27 protein-coding genes are annotated in these 17,682 nt (G+C 49.1%); 24 read left to right on the top strand and 3 right to left on the bottom strand.

What is annotated here, in order from left to right; translation table 11 throughout:
- Positions 1–409: 409 nt before the first annotated feature.
- Complete coding sequence (locus tag GC097_RS00020) at positions 410–649, bottom strand: XRE family transcriptional regulator (RefSeq protein ID WP_171681306.1); 240 nt, start codon at positions 647–649, stop codon at positions 410–412.
- A 150-nt stretch (positions 650–799) separates the two neighbouring features.
- Between GC097_RS00020 and GC097_RS00025 the strand changes: the two genes are divergently transcribed.
- The 7 genes from GC097_RS00025 to GC097_RS00050 all read left to right on the top strand — a co-directional run bounded on the left by GC097_RS00025 (position 800) and on the right by GC097_RS00050 (position 6,191).
- Positions 800–1,612, top strand: coding sequence for a ParM/StbA family protein (locus GC097_RS00025; RefSeq protein ID WP_171681307.1), 813 nt, complete (start codon positions 800–802; stop codon positions 1,610–1,612).
- Entirely contained in the window at positions 1,609–1,827 is a 219-nt protein-coding gene (locus tag GC097_RS00030) for a hypothetical protein (RefSeq protein WP_171681308.1), read from the top strand. The genes GC097_RS00025 and GC097_RS00030 overlap by 4 nt, the downstream gene beginning before the upstream one ends.
- A gap of 123 nt (positions 1,828–1,950) precedes the next feature.
- Entirely contained in the window at positions 1,951–2,352 is a 402-nt protein-coding gene (locus GC097_RS00035; RefSeq protein WP_171681309.1) for a hypothetical protein, read from the top strand.
- Positions 2,349–3,014, top strand: coding sequence for a M23 family metallopeptidase (locus tag GC097_RS00040; protein WP_171681310.1), 666 nt, complete (start codon positions 2,349–2,351; stop codon positions 3,012–3,014). Before GC097_RS00035 ends, GC097_RS00040 begins: the two co-directional genes overlap by 4 nt.
- Before the next feature lie 5 nt (positions 3,015–3,019).
- A complete protein-coding gene (locus tag GC097_RS34580; protein ID WP_281364216.1) occupies positions 3,020–3,151 on the top strand; it encodes a hypothetical protein in 132 nt (43 codons plus the stop codon).
- A gap of 190 nt (positions 3,152–3,341) precedes the next feature.
- Complete coding sequence (locus GC097_RS00045) at positions 3,342–5,711, top strand: type IV secretory system conjugative DNA transfer family protein (RefSeq protein ID WP_171681311.1); 2,370 nt, start codon at positions 3,342–3,344, stop codon at positions 5,709–5,711.
- Between the two features lie 57 nt (positions 5,712–5,768).
- Positions 5,769–6,191: a hypothetical protein gene (locus GC097_RS00050; protein WP_171681312.1), complete on the top strand. Its 423-nt coding sequence runs from the start codon at positions 5,769–5,771 to the stop codon at positions 6,189–6,191.
- A gap of 74 nt (positions 6,192–6,265) precedes the next feature.
- On the opposite strand, the gene GC097_RS00055 is transcribed toward GC097_RS00050, so the two are convergent.
- On the bottom strand, positions 6,266–6,610 hold the full coding sequence (locus tag GC097_RS00055) for a hypothetical protein (protein WP_171681313.1): 345 nt from the start codon (positions 6,608–6,610) through the stop codon (positions 6,266–6,268).
- Positions 6,603–7,370 (bottom strand): ParA family protein, encoded by a 768-nt coding sequence (locus GC097_RS00060; protein ID WP_171681314.1) that lies wholly within the window; start codon positions 7,368–7,370, stop codon positions 6,603–6,605. The genes GC097_RS00055 and GC097_RS00060 overlap by 8 nt, the downstream gene beginning before the upstream one ends.
- A 491-nt stretch (positions 7,371–7,861) precedes the next feature.
- Between GC097_RS00060 and GC097_RS00065 the strand changes: the two genes are divergently transcribed.
- The 17 genes from GC097_RS00065 to GC097_RS00140 all read left to right on the top strand — a co-directional run bounded on the left by GC097_RS00065 (position 7,862) and on the right by GC097_RS00140 (position 17,559).
- Complete coding sequence (locus GC097_RS00065) at positions 7,862–8,515, top strand: helix-turn-helix domain-containing protein (protein ID WP_171681315.1); 654 nt, start codon at positions 7,862–7,864, stop codon at positions 8,513–8,515.
- A gap of 101 nt (positions 8,516–8,616) precedes the next feature.
- Positions 8,617–8,745 carry a hypothetical protein gene (locus tag GC097_RS34585; RefSeq protein WP_281364217.1) on the top strand — a complete coding sequence of 43 codons (129 nt, stop codon included), beginning with the start codon at positions 8,617–8,619 and terminating at the stop codon, positions 8,743–8,745.
- A 608-nt stretch (positions 8,746–9,353) separates the two neighbouring features.
- Positions 9,354–9,764, top strand: coding sequence for a hypothetical protein (locus GC097_RS00070; RefSeq protein ID WP_171681316.1), 411 nt, complete (start codon positions 9,354–9,356; stop codon positions 9,762–9,764).
- Positions 9,761–9,964 carry a DUF7695 domain-containing protein gene (locus tag GC097_RS00075; protein WP_171681317.1) on the top strand — a complete coding sequence of 68 codons (204 nt, stop codon included), beginning with the start codon at positions 9,761–9,763 and terminating at the stop codon, positions 9,962–9,964. Before GC097_RS00070 ends, GC097_RS00075 begins: the two co-directional genes overlap by 4 nt.
- Entirely contained in the window at positions 9,951–10,334 is a 384-nt protein-coding gene (locus GC097_RS00080) for a hypothetical protein (RefSeq protein WP_171681318.1), read from the top strand. The genes GC097_RS00075 and GC097_RS00080 overlap by 14 nt, the downstream gene beginning before the upstream one ends.
- Entirely contained in the window at positions 10,321–10,464 is a 144-nt protein-coding gene (locus GC097_RS00085; RefSeq protein WP_171681319.1) for a hypothetical protein, read from the top strand. Before GC097_RS00080 ends, GC097_RS00085 begins: the two co-directional genes overlap by 14 nt.
- 1 nt (position 10,465) lies before the next feature.
- Positions 10,466–10,777: a hypothetical protein gene (locus tag GC097_RS00090; protein WP_171681320.1), complete on the top strand. Its 312-nt coding sequence runs from the start codon at positions 10,466–10,468 to the stop codon at positions 10,775–10,777.
- 40 nt (positions 10,778–10,817) lie between these two features.
- Positions 10,818–11,162 (top strand): hypothetical protein, encoded by a 345-nt coding sequence (locus GC097_RS00095; RefSeq protein ID WP_171681321.1) that lies wholly within the window; start codon positions 10,818–10,820, stop codon positions 11,160–11,162.
- Between the two features lie 371 nt (positions 11,163–11,533).
- The gene (locus GC097_RS00100; RefSeq protein ID WP_171681322.1) at positions 11,534–11,713 is read left to right on the top strand and encodes a hypothetical protein; all 180 of its coding nucleotides are present in this window, start codon (positions 11,534–11,536) and stop codon (positions 11,711–11,713) included.
- 224 nt (positions 11,714–11,937) lie between these two features.
- Positions 11,938–12,639: a P-loop NTPase family protein gene (locus tag GC097_RS00105; protein ID WP_246293842.1), complete on the top strand. Its 702-nt coding sequence runs from the start codon at positions 11,938–11,940 to the stop codon at positions 12,637–12,639.
- Between the two features lie 43 nt (positions 12,640–12,682).
- A complete protein-coding gene (locus GC097_RS00110; RefSeq protein WP_171681324.1) occupies positions 12,683–13,075 on the top strand; it encodes a GIY-YIG nuclease family protein in 393 nt (130 codons plus the stop codon).
- Positions 13,068–14,423: an AAA family ATPase gene (locus GC097_RS00115; RefSeq protein ID WP_171681325.1), complete on the top strand. Its 1,356-nt coding sequence runs from the start codon at positions 13,068–13,070 to the stop codon at positions 14,421–14,423. The genes GC097_RS00110 and GC097_RS00115 overlap by 8 nt, the downstream gene beginning before the upstream one ends.
- A 106-nt stretch (positions 14,424–14,529) precedes the next feature.
- Entirely contained in the window at positions 14,530–14,832 is a 303-nt protein-coding gene (locus GC097_RS00120; RefSeq protein ID WP_171681326.1) for a hypothetical protein, read from the top strand.
- A gap of 17 nt (positions 14,833–14,849) precedes the next feature.
- On the top strand, positions 14,850–15,839 hold the full coding sequence (locus GC097_RS00125; protein ID WP_171681327.1) for a toprim domain-containing protein: 990 nt from the start codon (positions 14,850–14,852) through the stop codon (positions 15,837–15,839).
- An 11-nt stretch (positions 15,840–15,850) separates the two neighbouring features.
- A complete protein-coding gene (locus GC097_RS00130) occupies positions 15,851–16,513 on the top strand; it encodes a hypothetical protein (protein ID WP_171681328.1) in 663 nt (220 codons plus the stop codon).
- Positions 16,510–17,037, top strand: coding sequence for an accessory gene regulator B family protein (locus tag GC097_RS00135; protein ID WP_171681329.1), 528 nt, complete (start codon positions 16,510–16,512; stop codon positions 17,035–17,037). Before GC097_RS00130 ends, GC097_RS00135 begins: the two co-directional genes overlap by 4 nt.
- 165 nt (positions 17,038–17,202) lie before the next feature.
- Positions 17,203–17,559, top strand: coding sequence for a LytTR family transcriptional regulator DNA-binding domain-containing protein (locus tag GC097_RS00140; RefSeq protein WP_171681330.1), 357 nt, complete (start codon positions 17,203–17,205; stop codon positions 17,557–17,559).
- Positions 17,560–17,682: the final 123 nt, after the last annotated feature.

Consider the following 17,682-nt stretch of genomic DNA (forward strand, 5'->3'; position numbering starts at 1 on the left):
AAAAAAACTAAACCTAAAAGGGGGAAATCAACCAATGAAAACAATCGCAAAGTTTATGTCCGTAGCATCTTTTTCCGTAGCATTCGCATTCTTCGCAATCTTGAAAGGCGGAATCGGTGATATTGTCGTACCGGCCGACTTCCGTAAGTAATTAAAAACAGCGCATAGAACGCGCTGAGTGAGGCGCCATCTTATCGGTGGCGCCTTTTCTTCGTTTATGGTCGTTTCCCGCTGTGTGTTATTCCGATCTCTCTTTCTATGCGAATATTCGTTCCCTTATTATAACGGAAAATTTTCGCTAAAATCGAGTTGTTACACGCATTATTCCGGTAGGGTCGCGCATAAGCTGTGAGTATAACGCTCACGGCGTCCTAACCGACGTTTACCCTCCGCAATAAGCACGTCCATTTTACCAGAATTCCGCAGCGCTAACGTTGGGATCAACCGACATTAGCGCTTTTATTATTTTAGTCCGCGTTCCATTATGCGGTCGATAATCCACGTCATTACAAAGCGCGGTAACTGTATTCTTATTAACGCCAGACTTATCCGCGAGCCATTTCTCCGTTTTTCTATTATCATCAATCCACTTCCCCAACCGAGTTCTTGTCTTTACCCATGGCAGCACATCTATCACCTCTACCATCATGTTGGACAATCCTATCAAAATTTATTCGTATATTGTGTCAGAAATTAGGAAACCGGTACAAGAAGTCCTCATATGTTATTAACAAATGAACAACAAACAGCCCACAACGGCGCGTCCAGTTGTTCACAAGGTATTAAGGAGGCGTAGCTTATGGCGAATATCATCGGTCTTGATATCGGACGGAGCGGAGTAAAGGCGTACACGGGAACATCGATGTTTACGTTCCCCTCGATTGTAGGCGAAGGTAAAACGCGCAACTTGCGGACGGATTATGGTGACGGCAGCTTCGAAGTTTTACTCGACGGCGAATCGTACTTTGTCGGCGACCTGGCGCAGCATGAATCGGACTTCTGGCGCGCAATGTTAACGGATGACAAGGCGAATCGCGATGCGCTAATTCTCGCACTAACTGCGATTGCTCGCGCAAAACAAACGGACGTAACGATCGTGACCGGCCTTCCCGTCGCGCAGCATAACGAAGGAAACAAACAGAGAATGCGCGATCTCTTCCACGGCAAACGTGGCGGCATATGGGAGTTCACCGTTAACGGCGATCGCAAGTTAACCCGCATTGTTGACGTTAAGGTCGCGGTCGAAGGCGGGGGCGCGTTCTGGTCGGCACCACAAGACGGACTCGTCCGCATCATTGACGCTGGCAGCAAGACGATTAATTACGTAACGATGCGCGACACACGTTACAACAACCGCGAATCCGGCACGCTCGACTTCGGTTTCTCAACGGTAAGTAGCGATAATCCGCGCCAAATGGCGAGTCGCATCGCGGGATCACTCGGCGGCCGTAATTGGAAGGCGGAGGACCTCGTTCTCGTATGCGGAGGGCGGGCGCGGGAACTGGCGGAATTATTAGCGGTGCCGGAGTTCTTTCCGCGAGCCATGCCGATGAACAATCCGCTATACGCGAACGCGATCGGATTCTACCAAGCGGGGAGGAATACGCAGTGATTGTACGCAAACCAATCGCATTTAACGTAGATGACGCACATCAACGCGAGCTCCTCGAATGGGTCGCGTCGCGTTCGAACAATTTTAGCGGATTTGTCAAAGACGTATTATTCGCGTTCAAATCCGGAGTTGGTGCAGCGCAGGTCACGGCAGAAGCAGCGGTCGAGGCGTCGCCTGTCCGAGTGAAGTACGCAAATGTAGGCGATATTTTTTAGGAGGGGTAACGATGTCATTCGTAGGATTTTATTCAACGCGGAGTCGTACGCGGTCGGCGGCCTATGCGGTCGTAGTTGGCGCAGTAACAACGGTAAGAATCGTATTAACGGGGAGGGCTTAACGTGGCACATACGATGTCCATACCCGATTTCGTCCGCAATGGTTGGCGTGAAGAGACGCCGATAAACGCATTCCTCGCGCATCTTGACCGCAATAAAATTAAGTATCGCGTAATAGGGACCGCGATCATCTTGTTTCTCGGATTTGCAGACGCTGCCTTCGCGTCAACCGGCATCGATGTCGGCGCGAAGAGACTATATGTACGCTTAATCGGCGTCGGCAAATGGGTCATCATCGTAAAAGGCGGTATTGATACGATCAAGGCCGTTGCGGAAGGCGATTTCCAAGCGGGTAAAAAGAACTTCCTCGGCTACGTCCTTACTTACGCGATACTGTGGGCGCTGCCGTGGGCATTCGATGAGGTCGAGAAACTGTTTACGGAGATGGAGGCGTCGGCACAATGACAACGCTAAGTTTTACGCTAGCTCCACGCGTAACGGCGCCCTTCGGATCCATTGATTCCGTCCATAAAACGCCACACACCGGTATTGATTACGCCATGCCAATCGGCAGCAAAGTTTACGCACCGGAAGGCGGTATCGTATCGCGCGTAGTTGACTACGGTAATGAGAGCCTCGGCAAGGCGGTATTCGTTAAGACACGCGCGGGCTACCAGTATATATTCGGCCACCTATCGGATAATACGATTGTTCGCGAGGGTGATCGCGTCCATGCCGGCGACCTTATTGCGCTATCAGGATCGACCGGATTCAGCACGGGGCCGCATCTTCACCTCGGACTCATTAACAAAGCGGGCGCCTTCGTGGATCCTGCACAGGGCACGGATCGCGGTCACCTCGGCATACTCGGTAAGATTCTCGAAAAATCGTATAATCAGGCGACGGATAACATGCAGGAGCACGCGCGATCCGTTGTGTACGAAACTGCGATAGGATTCCTAAAAGGCGTCGGCGACTTGCTACTCGACCTATCGTATACTATCGCGTTAATTGGCGGAGGGCTCTGTATCATCCTTCACGTAGCCGGATGGGAAAAAGGCGCTAGGTGGGCGGGGATACTAGCGGTGGCTTACGTACTTATTAAATTCATAGCAGCAGGAGCGTGATCACCATGATTACCGCATTGACCGCAGCGGCTGCGTTATTTCTTAAATATGCGCCGTATATCGTCGGCCTCAAGGTGTGCACATCCGCGATTGACGTCGCGACAACGTATGTTAAACATCGGATTACGAAAGGGTGATTTGTGTGTCGTTATTGGACGCCGCTAAAGAGGTTGAACGCGTGTTAAAAAGCCGTAGTATTGATTCGCGTACACGTTCCGGACTCCATAACATAGTAAACATGCTAACATTCTACTCGGCGTTATTAGATGAAAATGAGGCCGGCGGAAAGAGTAACGTAATTTCTTTTCGCAAAGATGGTGAGAAAAAATGAACGCAATTTCCCTTCGCGAAGCCATCCGCATCGTCCGTCCAGACTACGCCTTCCTACGTTTGAAGCCGAATAACTCCATCCGCAATAATAACACGCACAAACTGGCGCGGACGATCGCATCGCTTTACAAGAACGTATTCGAGTCCGTTAAAAAGGACGAAATCCGCGTAATGAACGTATTAGGCAAGCGTTTATTCGTGCCGACTAAATTAACGTATGAGGCCCCGTCCAAAGTCGCGTATTTCATCTATATCGAAAAGAAACGCGTAGAATTTTACTTTATCGTACCGCGCACGTACTTATCCGTCGTCAAAGAGAAAATGTCCGATGTCTGGACGTCATTAACCGTAGAGGAGGTCGCAGAACTGCCCGTATTCGAACGCGAAGCGACGAAATATCAGCTTACGTATACGAAGGAGGATGCGTTGAGCCTCGCCGTCGACCGCCGTGATAGCGATCTTTTATACTCGACACTTAACGTAATCGACGTGTTAGAGGAGGGCGACCGCGTCGGAGTCTTTTACAACTTCGTACCATCATCGCAATTTAGTTGGCGCGCATCTTACCGTGCGACACTCGATAAAGTCCGCGCCAATAAGCCGGTCGATCGCGATAAAACAGGAGCCGGCTATCTCGTTAAAATGGCGGTGATGCTACTCGTCAACGCGGCGAATTCCGTGGCAGAAGCGCTAGGAAGTGGTGATAAGCGAAAGGATGGCGCCAACCTTTTCGAAGAGGCACTCGAACGAATGAACGGTGGTAAACGTGTTAGCGAAAGCACGCACCGCAAGGCGACCGCCTCCCTTATAGACACGCAGATACTCGTTATGAGCCGTAGTTCTGACGCGCTAAGACAGCGAAATAACGCGCGTAGTCTGGCGCAGAGCTTTGATACTGTTACGGAGGACAATGCGCTGAAATACCGAAATTATGGCGGCAACTTCCGCTATACGGACTATAAGATCCGCGGAGCAGCCGTTAATAAGACGGGCGACGAAGAGTGCCAGAGTTTCCTTGCGCTGGCCGGACGCGATATGCTCGAACGCTTCAATTTTATTGACCGCGTAGAAACGCAGGAGACGGAGGTGCCGGACGATCTGCAGGCGGGCATCATGTGCATCGGCACCAACCGTTTTCGCGGAAAAGATACGCCGGCCTACTTAAGCAACGACCGCGAGTTCCGTAATTTACTTACGCTTCTTATCGGACCAACACGCGCCGGCAAATCGAACCTTATCGCGAATCTAACGGTTGATGCGATCCAGGCGGGCGAGTGCGTTATCATTTTCGATTTCATCGAAAACTGCGAACTCAGCGACGAGGTGGCGCGATTGTTTCCACGCGATAAGGTGCTCGAAATTCGCTGCGATGATTACGCGAAAATGCAGGGGCTCGGCTATAACGAGGTCGGCCATACGGATGACGTGTTTAAAGCGTACGTTAACGCGAAGGATCAGACTTCGAATGTGCTTGCGCTCGTCAATTCGATTAACGCGGAAGAGAGCCGTCTGAGTCCGAAAATGGAGCGTTATCTTGAGAGCGCTGGCCTCATCGTATTTATAAGTCACGGCAGCATCAAGGACGTATTCAACGTTTTACAAAATCATAAAGCGCGCGCCGATTTCCTTTCGAAAGTTCCGCGTAGACAATACGAGAATCTCGAAGAGTATATGGATAGTCTGCGTGAACTAGACGAGCTGGATAAGGCGGGCGCGGTCATCGGTACGAAGCATACGTTAATCGCGGGCATTATCGACCGTCTCAATGCGCTCAAACGTAATCCGTACATGGAGCTCATGCTTAAGAAGGATACGTCGCGCAACATTAATTTGACGGAGGAAATGCAGAAGGCGCAACTAATTACGATTAAAATGCCGCAGGTTATGTTTACGACGCCAGGTGAAAAAGACGTCTGCACAACGTATTGGATTACGAAGATATGGCTTGCGTTGCAGGTACGCGCGGATAAGATTCGCGATAAATCACAGCGTACGAAAGTGAATCTCGTAATCGACGAGCTGTATCAAGTGGAGAATACGGAGCGCTTCCTGACCGCCAATCTATCGCAAATGGCGAAGTTTATCTGCAAGCCAATCGTAAGCTGCCATTACATTAATCAGCTCCGCTATATGCGCGATGAATTACGCAGCGCGAATACATCTTATATGCTAATTAGCGGCTGCGATAAGAAGAATTATGATGAGTTGAAAAGCGAGCTATACCCGTTTACTGCGGAGGATATGCGCGATTTGCCGCGGTACCATAGCATCAATTACGTCAAGTGTGCGCAAGGCTACGCGCGATTTATTACGAAGTTGCCGGGCAAAGTTGAACGGAGGGCGATCGTGGGTGAAACTTCGGACTAGGCAGGCGCGTACAGAACGTTATACAATAGTGGTAAAACGTGGAAAAGGCGGATGAATATGCGGTTTGTAATAATAGTGGCCTTACTTGCCGCCATGCTCGGATTAACAGGGTGTGGTGAAACTAAGCAGGCGAATTCAACAGTTTCTGATAGCGGAATTTATAGTAATGATTTCACTACATTTAAAAAGAACTACGGATCGAAAACGGAGGCGCAACAAGACGAACTCTGGAAAACGATTAAAGGTAAGGAAATTCAATGGAGCGGAGAAGTTTACGATGCTTTCGCAGACGCATCCGATAAGTCTACAGGAATAATCGTTGTACGAATCGGAGCCGACTTCGTGAAGTTTTCGTTACCAATAACGGAGGACATCGCAAGTTTAAATAAAGGCACAAAGATTACGTTGAAAGGCGTTTTAGCGGAGCCAGGCGGATCATTAAAATCGTGGGGAGTAACGAATGCATCCGTTGTTAAATAAAAAGAAGCGTTGGTCGCGGATTGATTTCCGTAGGACTGACGCTTCTTTTATGCGTGTGTACGTCGACGTTTACATCAACGTTTACGTTTACGTAGATATTGTTCGAGTGCTTCGTTGAAAATCCGCGTCTTATCACCGCGACCGCCGGAAGCATCCTCGATTAGCTTATCGAGATCATTTCGTATCCAAACGGTATGGCGCGTATGATTATCCTCGAACTTAGCGCGTCGCTCTTTCGGAGGCTCGTTTACGTTTACGTATACGGTTGATTTCTCCGTTTCTGGCGCGGGCTTAGCGTTTTCTTTGCGATCTTCTGCGATAATATCCGATTCAATCAACTGTGCATGAACGCTACTAGCGCCGCCTTGTTTTACCCTCGCCTTTATCGCATCCATCGCGTTAAGTTTCGGTTTAGACACGCGCGATCAACTCCTCTACAAATTCTCGGTATTGGGCAACCGCTTGCTTAAGCTCCGGATTATCGTTGAAACCATTAATCGAGAGGCGGCCGGTCGCAGCTGTCCGTGTGATGACGGTTTTAAAGCACAACTCCGCGTATTCTTCCTCAACGAGTTCAATTAGCGCTTTATTATCCGTCCGGCGCACATCGATCATGCAGCGCAGGATCCCCGCAACCTGCATCTCGCGATTGACGAGTTCCTGTATGTGCACGCACGTCTCGAGGAAACGGCTGAGCGCGGAGTAGCAGAACTTGCTCGCTTCGAACATCGCGACAACAATATCGGCAGCGGCCAACGCATTTAGCGTTTGTTCACCGAGTGCGGGCGGCGTATCTATAATAATGTAATCGTAGTTATCAAGGACCGGTTCGAGCGTTTCCATTAACACGAGCGATTTGTTACCTTTGTATGCGGTAGATGGCGAATACAACCACGAAGCGAATCGTGCGATGTGGTCCTCGGCCGGCAAAATGTGAAGGCGATCGTTTATTGCGTGTATGTATGGGCGCGCGTCCTGTACCTGGAGCGCTTCGAAAACGGTTTGTTTATGAAAATCGTAGATGTCGCGTTGTGTTAATAACTCCGTGAGATTTCCTTGCGAATCCATATCGACCGCTAATACGCGGTGATTTTCGCTAAGCAGGTGCGCCACGATTCCGGAAGTTGTCGTCTTAGAGCTTCCGCCTTTTTGAATACCGAACGTTATGATTTTTGCCACGAATGAAAACCTCCGATTCAGTTTACGTTTACGTATACATCGTCCAATACCTTAATAATACAAGCATTACGAATAAAACGCAATACGTTTACGTTTACGTAGACGTAATCAGTTACATCAACGGTTACGTATACGTTTACGTAATTATGGAAATAACCCCTTGCAAAATCTATCGAAGCATGGCAATATTATTTGTGTATAAACGGCATGAAAAAATTTACTTATCCACAATCGCGGACTATTATTACATAAGATTTGCCGAAACTTATCCACAAAATAAAATAAAAAAGAAGCGCCCCACACTATACTCATTAATACCAACCGGCGACCAAACCACGGTATTTATGAGCCCCAGGAGAGAGCAACTTCTTTTTCGTTTAGGTTTATAGTTATATTTTACTTAACCTTCGCGAAAAACGCAAGTGCTAAACTCCTCTTTAAGTGTTGCCATTTTAAGTAATGGCGGGCGCAATAGAAGGAGTTTTTTCGTTATGTCCACTAATCTATCCGCAATCACATCCGTATTCGAACTCGCTGACCTCACGCCATACGAGCGCGTCACCCTCATCTATTTACGCACGCTTTCCCTCGAACACGCATCCGTTTTCCCTTCCTACGAAACTATCGCGCAAAAATGCGGCATGGTCCGCCGAACTGCTATAAACGTTATCAAGCGCCTGGTCGACGCCGGCCTTATTACAAAAGAACACCGTTACCGGATCGTAGCTGCCGATCGCAAGCAAACGTCCAACACTTACGAAGTTTCTGCGCCGTCGTCAAATTCACCCGTAGAAACGGACGAGCTGGCGCCGTCAAATTCACCCTATAATTCAAATTCTTTTAAACCAAAACAAGAAGAAGAATATATTAATAAGTCCACGCACGAAATCGATGATATTCCGTATCTCCCATTTGAAAACGAAATCAAACGTCATAAAATAACATCCGAAACCCGCACGGCCATCCTCGCACATATGACCGAAGCCGGCGCCGACATCTGGCATTATAGCGCAGAGGCTATTCGACGCGCACTTAAGAAAGCAACGAACCGTATGCGCCTGGGCAGCGGCCTCTATAACCCTCCGAAATGGATCGCGTCAGCCATCCGCAATGAGCAGATGAATCTCGACATTGCTGGCGCTTGATCGCGCAGCTTAAATTATTTTTTGCGCAAACTGTACGGAATTCTTCCGACCGGCGTCGTAGTCAGTGTAAGACGAAAACGAACGGTAAGGAGGCCGCCACAATGAGCGCTAAAGTAATCGATTTCGCATCGTGCCCGCCACGCATCTATCTCGAACTCGCCGAGTTATCTCGCGGAAATGAACGAGTGCGTCGCGTTTGGCTGCGCAGGTATCTGAGTTTCACCGTCTAATCGCGGATATGGACGTTTGTAGTTTCGCATGGACAAATGTGACTTCAACGTTCGCTGCGATCGCCAGTCTAACGGAATCAATTCGCAAAAATACCGCCTTTCCGTTTGCCCATGAATTTACCGTCAAATTAACGCGCCTAAACCTCCGGAGGATAAAATGTTCCACCTCGATATTAAAACGGCTAATTTCACGCTAAAAACACGGTAAAACAACGCGGAGGTTTCGGCGGCGAGGGTGTACATGCGGAAATCGGCGGCCCGTGCTGTCCGTATGTTTGGGTTTTAGAGATAAAACCCTTTCGCGGCAAAGGTATATGTTTTGAATATCTCGTTACGGAATGGTTTTAACCGTAACGAAACGATATGAACGTAGTGAATATCGTTAGATCTTAAGATCTTAAAGTCTTTATATATCTTTTAAAGATTCTTTATATACGTTATTACTACGTTAATCCTTACGTAGACTCAACGTTAAGCTACCGATGGTCTTCCGCCAACCTTTCCGGGGACCGCCCGCATATGGACAAATGTGACATCGGTATTTATTACGAATCTACAATATGGACAAATGTAGTATTTTCGTAAACTAATCGAAAGGTTGTGGCGAAATGAAAACGCTGAAAACGTGGGAAATGATTCGCGATATTCGCGAAGGGGAAACGTACGAAGTTGCGGCAGGTCAATTCGAAGGATGCGGAGTTACCTACGCTAATTACTCTAACTACGCTTCGAAGGTCTTGGTATGGGACGCGCCACAGTACTTTAAGGACGTGGAGTTATTTGTAGCTGCCCGTGGAATTTGCGAAGGGTACGAATGGCGCAAACGCACGCCAGCCATCACCGTAGACTTCACCAAAGCATTCGCTGCGTACGAAAAGGGCGCGAGTATTAAGCCCGCAAGTTGGCTCGAACACAATCCGCCCTATATGAAGGCTAACGAAGGTAATCACGATTTTAGAGCGGAAGACATCCGCGGAAAATGGATCGTAGAAGGCGACGGTGAATACTGGTGGGAATGACGCGCAACGCAATCCGCTGCCTGGCGTGTAACGACGTAATTGAATCGCGGAGCCAGCATGATTTTAACTGGTGTTCCTGCGGCAGTGTTGCGGTCGATGGCGGACTCATGTACGGCAAGCGAATGTTTCCATCCGGCCAACCCAGCGAGTGGTACGCAGATTTATCCGAATATGAGGAGGCGCAATATGACGCAAAATAACGTAATTAAATCGATCACACTAACGCCCGATTTCCGCCTGACCACGGACGGCGACCGCAACTTTATCCTGGAGCGCCGCCATACGGTCGACCCAACGAAGGCGCCCGGCTTTGAACGTAGGAACGCGGAAGCAATCGAAGCTACTGGCGCCGCCCTGCCGACGGAAAAACGCGATGATTGGCGCGAGGACGGTTACTACGGATTTACGGCGGCGGGCCTTAGCGCAGCCTTATCGACGGTGGCGGTGCGGTCGGCGTGGGCACAATCGGAAGACATGGCGGACTATATCGATAGGATTGCGCAAGAGCAGCGGCGGCTGACGGAATTAACGAGTGGGCTGCGGGAGGCGCCCGCTGATGAAACTCATTGAAATGGCGGAAATCATTCGCAAGGGGACCGGATGCAGCCAACATCTGGCGTTCAATGTAGCAACGGACATTAAAATCGCGGAGGCAAAGGAGAAATTAGATGAGCGAAAACAAGCGCGACTTAAATGCTGATTTGACGCTATGCGAGGCGGCGACGGCGGGACCGTGGTTTAAAACGGACGGTATTCATGCTCTATACGTATCAACAAACGCTTGCATGGATGTTATCGCAGAATGCGAAGTTGCACGCGACGCTACCTTTATCGCCGAAGCACGCACCGGATGGCCGCACGCGATTAGACGGGCGATGGCGGCGGAGGCGGAAGTCGAACGGCTACGTGCGGTCCTTGAACAAATGGATGATCGTAAGAATCCGATGATGCCACGTTCGCAAATGGCGCGAATCGCGAAGGAGGCGTTAGATTATGCCACGCGAAAAGGTTAACACGTCCGACTGGCGCAACATCCCCGCCGATAAATGGAATGTGCGGACGGTACAGACGATGTGTATTGATCGTAATCGCGAATTATACGGCGTTGAGCAGTATGTGCCCTACCGCAACTGGGCCGCTGAGCAGGCGCTGATTAAACGTAATCTAACGCAATACGGCGCGGAAGTTCTACGCGAGGTATTCGACCAGGCATTCCGCGAGTACAGGCCGACGAGGGACTATCCGCAGTTGACGGCAGGCTTCGTATTGTCGTACGTGGCGAGCCGAATATTGCCGAGGGTGCTGGCCAAACGCGAAGCTGAGAAAGAGGCGCGAGAACGGCGTGCGGCTACGGAGGAGGGCGGTCCGAGTGCTGGCGAGGTGGCTGCGTGGTTGTGACGTAACAAAATGAATAGAGGTGTCCGTTAAATGGAATCAACAAAATGGAAATGCAGTTATAGGAATTGCAATGAAGACGCCACTACAGAAGGTCACGTTTTTGCGAAGGAAGTTGATGGAGAAGCACTTGTTCCAAAACTTGTACTTGCGTGTGATATACATAAAGAGAAGTTGGAATTTTTCGAGAAAGTATCAAAGTGAATATTAAGTTACATCGCGAAACGCCAAATAACCGCAAATTAGTCCGAATTCGCCCGTTTTCAAAAAATTCCCTACTCGTAGGGGGCGAACTTTCGTTTTCGCCGATTTACGCGATATCTCTCGTTTGATGAAAACGTAATCCTCATGTTAAATTTTGGAGGTGACCGCAAATGTTCGATAAGCTACTCGGATTAACCGCACCTGATCGCGTATCCGAAGCGTTCATGTGGCGGTGGGCAACGGAGCATCCCGTGCTCCATACAATTATCGAAGTAACGAATCAGCCGTACTTTTTAGTCGCGGTGGTGTTCGTTGGGTATCACGTCATTCGGCGAATGGTCCGGCGCTGAGCCTAATCGCAAATATTCTCAGTTGATGATTGCGCAAGTTGCTGATACATTGTTGAATATGACAGGAACGCGCCGGTCCCAACACGTTTAAAATACGTGCTATTATATTAATTAAGGCAGGTGATCAAACGTTGTCTAATCACGCATCAAAATGCATTCTACGCGAACCATGCACGTACGCCAATACGGAAGCATGTAACGCAATGTGCGGACCCTACGTCGCCATGCACGGGCACTCGGGCGCAGGCGGACGGATTGCAGCCGCTAACCTTCCGGCCGATTACCGTATGCTCACGCTTAAGACCGCACCCTCCGCAGCAACCATCGTTCGTATAGGCAGCGATACGATGGCGCTCGGATCCTTCATCGGTCAATATGCGGCCACTTTTACGAGACAATTTGACGACGGGGAAGACGGTCCGCAGCGACGAGTTAAATCGTTATATCTGTACTCCGAATCGCCCGGCACCGGCAAGACGACGACGGCGGCCGCTCTGCTTAACGAATACCTCACCGTTCACTATATCGGTTCCCTCAAGCGGAATAGGCAAGCGCTTGATCGGCCGGCGTATTTCTTAGATGTGAACGAGTGGCAGACGGATTTCAATGCGTTCAATAGACCGCGTGTTCCAGAAGACGTAGCAGCTCCGGCCGCCGAGCGTTATTATAAAGCGCAGCGAATCGCGCAGAGTGTTCCGTTCCTCGTAATGGATGACGTAGGTGTACGTGAGGCTAGCGAAGCATTTCGCGCAGACTTACACGCAATTATTAACGCAAGGACAACAGACGGACTTCCGACTGTGTATACGTCGAATTTACCGATGGCGGAGTTGATGCGGCTTTATGACGCGCGACTCGCCGACCGTGTGCGGGATATGTGCGTGGAAATATCGTTCCAGGGCGGAAGTAATCGCGGGATGAGATAAAGTCGATAAGTTGATGTAAAATTAAAAAGGAGGCTGCGGTATTATGGCGATTGATGTACAGCTCCCAAAATTCAATATTATCCTTTTTGTTAAACCAGTGAGCAACGATAGATGTGACTACGAAAACACTAACGCATATAGAAAAAGGCACGATTTCACACTTGATTTGCTGGCGAGAAAAGGTGGAGTATACTTCTTACTAGATGATTCCGGTCTTCTGTACATTGGCCGATCCAATAACATAAGACATCGAATAAGCGAGCATTTACGCGGACAATCAGTCACCATTAAGAAGCACCGATGCCGCATTACGCGAATAGCAGTAATTTACGAAGAGGAACAGTATAAGCAAGAAATATACGAATCCTACGCTATCCGAAGATTTGTTCCGAAATACAACGCGGACAAAAAGGACGGAGGTGCCGTCGGTGCCTAGTTACGGTGAGCAGCTTCTTTCGAAAATCTGTGATGACAACGATGTTGGGGCGATCGTTAGGTACTCCATCAACGAGTCAGACTTCGCGACTGAAACGGAGAGAAAGGCGTTTTGTTTCGTACTTCAACACAGCGATGCTAACAAAGGGAGTGCGCCCTCCTACGCAACTTTGGTCGGTGAAATCGATGGTTTTACGTACATCCCGGCTGTAACCGACTCTTACGAATTCCTCACGAAAAGCCTTAAGGACGCAGCAGGGAGGCGCCAATTCGCGGAGTGGTTCGAGTCTGGTCAAATTACGGCCAACTTCTCTAAAATGACCGCTGAGAACTTCGGAAAGTACTTGCGCGAAGAGTCAGATCGTATTATGCTAAGAACAAGCGTTCGGTCTGTGTTGAACTTCAAAACATTAGAAACGCTCCGCCACGAATTCCGCGAAGAATACGAGAAACGCAAGGAGGGCCGCTCGTTCAAGTTGTGGCGGACGCCGTTTGAATCGCTAAACGCAGAAATCGGCGGCCTCTATTCCGGCGACATCTACGGCGTCATGGCGGAGTCCGGACGTGGCAAGTCGTATCTGATCGCGTGCTTAGTCGACGAGCTACTCCGCCAGGGCGCGAAGGTTCTCGTTAAATCCTACGAGCTCAAAGCGTATCTGTGGCTTGCGCGCCTCATATCGATTATGACTGCGCGAGACGGAGCGCTTGATCTCGAAGGGTTCGCGCAGAGAGTCGGACTGCCGAATAAGGCAATACTTAGCGGCCAGCTCGACGGCGAACTAGAAGAATATTTCCTGCGTACGGTGGACGCGCTTAACGAATACTATCCGGGCAAACTCTATTTACAGGCGAAGGGCGACCGTGACCTAACGCGAACACTGGCGGACCTCGATCGTGAGCTGCAGCAGAATCCGGAGATTGACGTATGCGTAGTAGATCCGTTCTACGGGCTCTCAGATATATACGGATCCAACGCGAATAAGACGGCGGGCGGAGCGGCCGAACAAGCTGCGCGTAAATTCGAACAGATCATCGGCGCTAACGACGTTGTCGGCATTTTCGCGATACAGGCGTCATCTACGGAAAAGTCCGAAGCGGATGACGAGGGCCGGCGTGAATTAAAGCTACCGAGGCGCGACCAAGTGAAAACGACGAAGGCCGTTCTCGAAATCGCGACGAACTTATTCGCGTTCGATGCCGTCGATGGTAACGGCAGGATCGGCGTTGAGAAGGGACGTAATGGCGGCGAGGGGTTTACGATCGACTTGCTTGCGCTAATGGATTACGGCGTGTTGCGGGAGTTACCGAAGGGTGCGGAGGCGGCTGCGCAGTTTTCGAATGGGTTTTGAATATTAGCATTAAGTGGTTAAATCCGTGTGAAAATTAACACTTTATTTTATGACTTGTCTGTGTTATTCTCATATTGTGGAAAATAATTCACACGGAGGAATTAAGATGAGTGAACTCAAGAAGACAATTAAAGCACTTATTCAGAACAAAGACGAGAAGGACACTTCAATTAGAATTAATGTTTCTATGTTAAAGCATGAAAATAGAAGATTAGAGCTTGTTTCAAAGTTGATCAACAAACCTAAGCAATCACTAATTGAAGACCTCTTTCTAGCGGCATTAAAGGATTTAGAAATAGAACTAGGTTTCCGCGCAGACAACATTCAGTTCGAAAATGATATGCGCTCTGATACTCCCCTTCAAGAGCTAATTGAAAAGTATCGGAATTTAAGTGATTACCTTCTATAAGAAAGAGGTGACCGCGATTGACCGCCAGACTAACGCTTAACGGACGCCGCGTCACCGTCGACATCGAACGGGAACTCCGCGAATATGATTGGAGCCGAGCGGTATGGCAGGCGGATAAGTTACTCGCCGTAAGCCCGTTCCGATACGATAAAAGTCCGAGTTTCTACTGTTATCTCGCGGATACCTTGACGGCACGCGCCGGCGATTGGGGCGATAGTGGCGGATCAGGCGAATATGCTCGCGGCGGCTTCGTTAAGCTGCTCGCGTTCCTCCGAAACGAGGACGAGTATAGTACGCGCGAATATCTGCTATCCGAGTATCAATCCGAATCTACGATCGTGGACGAAAACTACACGTTAGAGGTGCCGGAGCTCACGATTACCGAGCGGCGCCGTCCGCTGGACAAGCGGATTTTGTCCGAGTATGCCTGGCGCCATCCGTATTTGGAATCGCGCGGCATACCGGAAGAGATTCAGCGGTTGTACGGCGTGGGGTACGATAGGCGCAGAAAAGCCGTGACATTTCCGTGGTTTTCGACAAATGGCGACCTCGCTAACGTCAAATATAGGCGTATAGACACGAAGGTCTTCTGGTACGCACCGAATGCAACACCTATCCGCGAATGTATATACGCAATGGATGTCGTATATCGTTTGAAAATTCGGAAAGTTGTGATTTGCGAGGCGGAAGTTGATGCGCAAACTTGTGCGGCAGCTGGCGTCTTCGGTATCGCAACGGGTGGATGTGCGTTTAATACGACGAAGGCGGATATTATATTGCGGTCGCCAATCGAGGAGCTCGTTATCATGGCGGACCATGACGCAGCAGGTCAGAAGCTTAAGCGTCAAATTATCGACTTGATGCGCGGCAAGATAGCGATAAAGGTTGCCGGCTATCCGAAACGGTGGAAAGATCCGAATGAGATGGCGGTGAGTGCCGGATTAGGAGCGTTGCGGGAACGCGTGGAGGGTGCGCGGGAAGTGAAAAGCAAGTTTAAATTACTGTAGGCGGTGCACGTATGGCTGAATCGTTGTTAAACGTCTTCTTTGGCACCCTAGACTCAATCGCAACGTGGGTACTTATATATAAAATTTTCCGTTGGCCGTTCTGGCGCGACTTCAATAAGCTGCTCGTGCTTGCCGTAATCATTGCGATTGTTTCATTTGCGGACAGGACCGTGCTTGGATTGGCGGAGTTCGATACCGCGATCCAATTCGTTTTATACGTCTTGTTCTTACGTTACATAATAAAAGTCGGACTCTGTGACGCATCACTGTTATCTGCGATTGGCTACGTCAGCTTTTTGCTAATACAGGTCCTCATATACAAGCCGTTGCTGTCGTCTGGAATCGTAAGCATGGATGATGCCGAAGCTGTTAGCGGACTTGGGACGTTCATTATCCAGGCATCGACCGAAACATCATGCTTCATTATCGCGGCACTGCTTTACGTGTTTCGACTCGGATTCAGTTCCGTTGACTTACCTCCGCACGATAGTTACACGATCGAGAACTGCTCAACACTCGACTGGATCGCGAATGTATTCGGCGCAATCGCGGTAATGTCCTTCACGTACTGGCTTTTAAATCATGTGAGTAGCATCACCTTAATGATTCCATTACTCGCGGCCTCATTATCGTTCCTTCTATTCTTATTGCGCAGAAAGGACTACAAAAGATGACGATTACACTCTCACGAAAATTCGCGGATTTCACGCTCAGATGGAATCCGGACGAGAAACGCAGCTACGACTCGCTCGTTTATCAATACGCGGTAATGGTGAATTTCCTCGCTATCGCGGCTCTAACGCTAATCATTGGCCTAATAAACGGACAATTAAGCGCTACTTTAACGGCAGGTGCTTCGTTTATGGCGTTACGCGTAGTGTCCGGCGGATTCCACTTTAAATCGCTCGACCTATGCGCAGTCGTTACGGCAACTATTTACGGAGTGATTCCGTCAGTTCATGTAAGCGCGGATTACATAATTTGGATTAACGCGGTCAGCCTCGTATTAGTCGCGTTGCTCGCTCCGACTAATTTGCGCAATACAATGTGGACGAGCAAGGCGGGCGCGAAGATGGTGTTTAAGGCTGCGGCGATTTGCGTAGTGTTAATCGGCTGGGCGCTTGGCTCGGAGACCGTTGCACTGGCGTTGCTGGCGCAAGCATTACTGTTGATTCCACGAAAGGGGGTGGCTAATTAATGAAAAATATTGCTAAGTTTATGTCTGTCGTTTCATTCGGCGTTGCTTTTGTATTCATCACTATCCTTAAGGGCGGTATCGGCGAAATCGAAACTCCAAAAAACTTCATTAAAAAGTGAGACCAATGCTATGATGGATAAAATTAAATTGTCTTGTAGCGTTCTTGTGGACGGAAAAGTAGTGAAGGCGCACGAAAAGGTTCAGCTTAGTAAAGTCATTCTGATTGACTCGATTGAACTATCGAGGAACGATCGCAGACTTCGGGTGCGTGCGATTGACGGTGACTATGTTTTTAATATGAACGGCGCCCTAAACGTGATGGACGATATGCTGAGCGACTTTGGGTTCTGGCGTGCAGACAACAGCAATTTAATCAACATGGCCCACGTAGATAAGGTTGTAGACGCACTTTTTAAACCGGAGGTATTATTCGTTAATACGGATATTCGCGGGCAAATAGCAGCTATTAAAGTGCGGGCTTTGCGTAAGCTATTTCCGGAAATTTTGATAGTTAAGAAGTAAATGCACAAAACGCATGGCTTGTCAATAGAAGTGTTTACCCCCAAACACTTGGGTATCCGAGAGTGTGGAAAACATGGTAAACTTTAGTAGAAGATTAAGGTTGCGAGAGGATAAGAAATGGGA

The sequence above is a fragment of the Paenibacillus planticolens genome (assembly GCF_013141725.1).
Lineage (GTDB): Bacteria > Bacillota > Bacilli > Paenibacillales > NBRC-103111 > Paenibacillus_E > Paenibacillus_E planticolens.

Bases quoted from the DNA above. Each gene is read 5' to 3' on its own strand.
- GC097_RS00020 (WP_171681306.1), bottom strand. From the start codon at position 649: ATGATGGTAGAGGTGATAGATGTGCTGCCATGGGTAAAGACAAGAACT.
- GC097_RS00025 (WP_171681307.1), top strand. From the start codon at position 800: ATGGCGAATATCATCGGTCTTGATATCGGACGGAGCGGAGTAAAGGCG.
- GC097_RS00040 (WP_171681310.1), top strand. From the start codon at position 2,349: ATGACAACGCTAAGTTTTACGCTAGCTCCACGCGTAACGGCGCCCTTC.
- GC097_RS34580 (WP_281364216.1), top strand. From the start codon at position 3,020: ATGATTACCGCATTGACCGCAGCGGCTGCGTTATTTCTTAAATATGCG.
- GC097_RS00045 (WP_171681311.1), top strand. From the start codon at position 3,342: ATGAACGCAATTTCCCTTCGCGAAGCCATCCGCATCGTCCGTCCAGAC.
- GC097_RS00050 (WP_171681312.1), top strand. From the start codon at position 5,769: ATGCGGTTTGTAATAATAGTGGCCTTACTTGCCGCCATGCTCGGATTA.
- GC097_RS00065 (WP_171681315.1), top strand. From the start codon at position 7,862: ATGTCCACTAATCTATCCGCAATCACATCCGTATTCGAACTCGCTGAC.
- GC097_RS34585 (WP_281364217.1), top strand. From the start codon at position 8,617: ATGAGCGCTAAAGTAATCGATTTCGCATCGTGCCCGCCACGCATCTAT.
- GC097_RS00070 (WP_171681316.1), top strand. From the start codon at position 9,354: ATGAAAACGCTGAAAACGTGGGAAATGATTCGCGATATTCGCGAAGGG.
- GC097_RS00075 (WP_171681317.1), top strand. From the start codon at position 9,761: ATGACGCGCAACGCAATCCGCTGCCTGGCGTGTAACGACGTAATTGAA.
- GC097_RS00080 (WP_171681318.1), top strand. From the start codon at position 9,951: ATGACGCAAAATAACGTAATTAAATCGATCACACTAACGCCCGATTTC.
- GC097_RS00085 (WP_171681319.1), top strand. From the start codon at position 10,321: ATGAAACTCATTGAAATGGCGGAAATCATTCGCAAGGGGACCGGATGC.
- GC097_RS00100 (WP_171681322.1), top strand. From the start codon at position 11,534: ATGTTCGATAAGCTACTCGGATTAACCGCACCTGATCGCGTATCCGAA.
- GC097_RS00105 (WP_246293842.1), top strand. From the start codon at position 11,938: ATGCACGGGCACTCGGGCGCAGGCGGACGGATTGCAGCCGCTAACCTT.
- GC097_RS00110 (WP_171681324.1), top strand. From the start codon at position 12,683: ATGGCGATTGATGTACAGCTCCCAAAATTCAATATTATCCTTTTTGTT.
- GC097_RS00120 (WP_171681326.1), top strand. From the start codon at position 14,530: ATGAGTGAACTCAAGAAGACAATTAAAGCACTTATTCAGAACAAAGAC.
- GC097_RS00130 (WP_171681328.1), top strand. From the start codon at position 15,851: ATGGCTGAATCGTTGTTAAACGTCTTCTTTGGCACCCTAGACTCAATC.
- GC097_RS00135 (WP_171681329.1), top strand. From the start codon at position 16,510: ATGACGATTACACTCTCACGAAAATTCGCGGATTTCACGCTCAGATGG.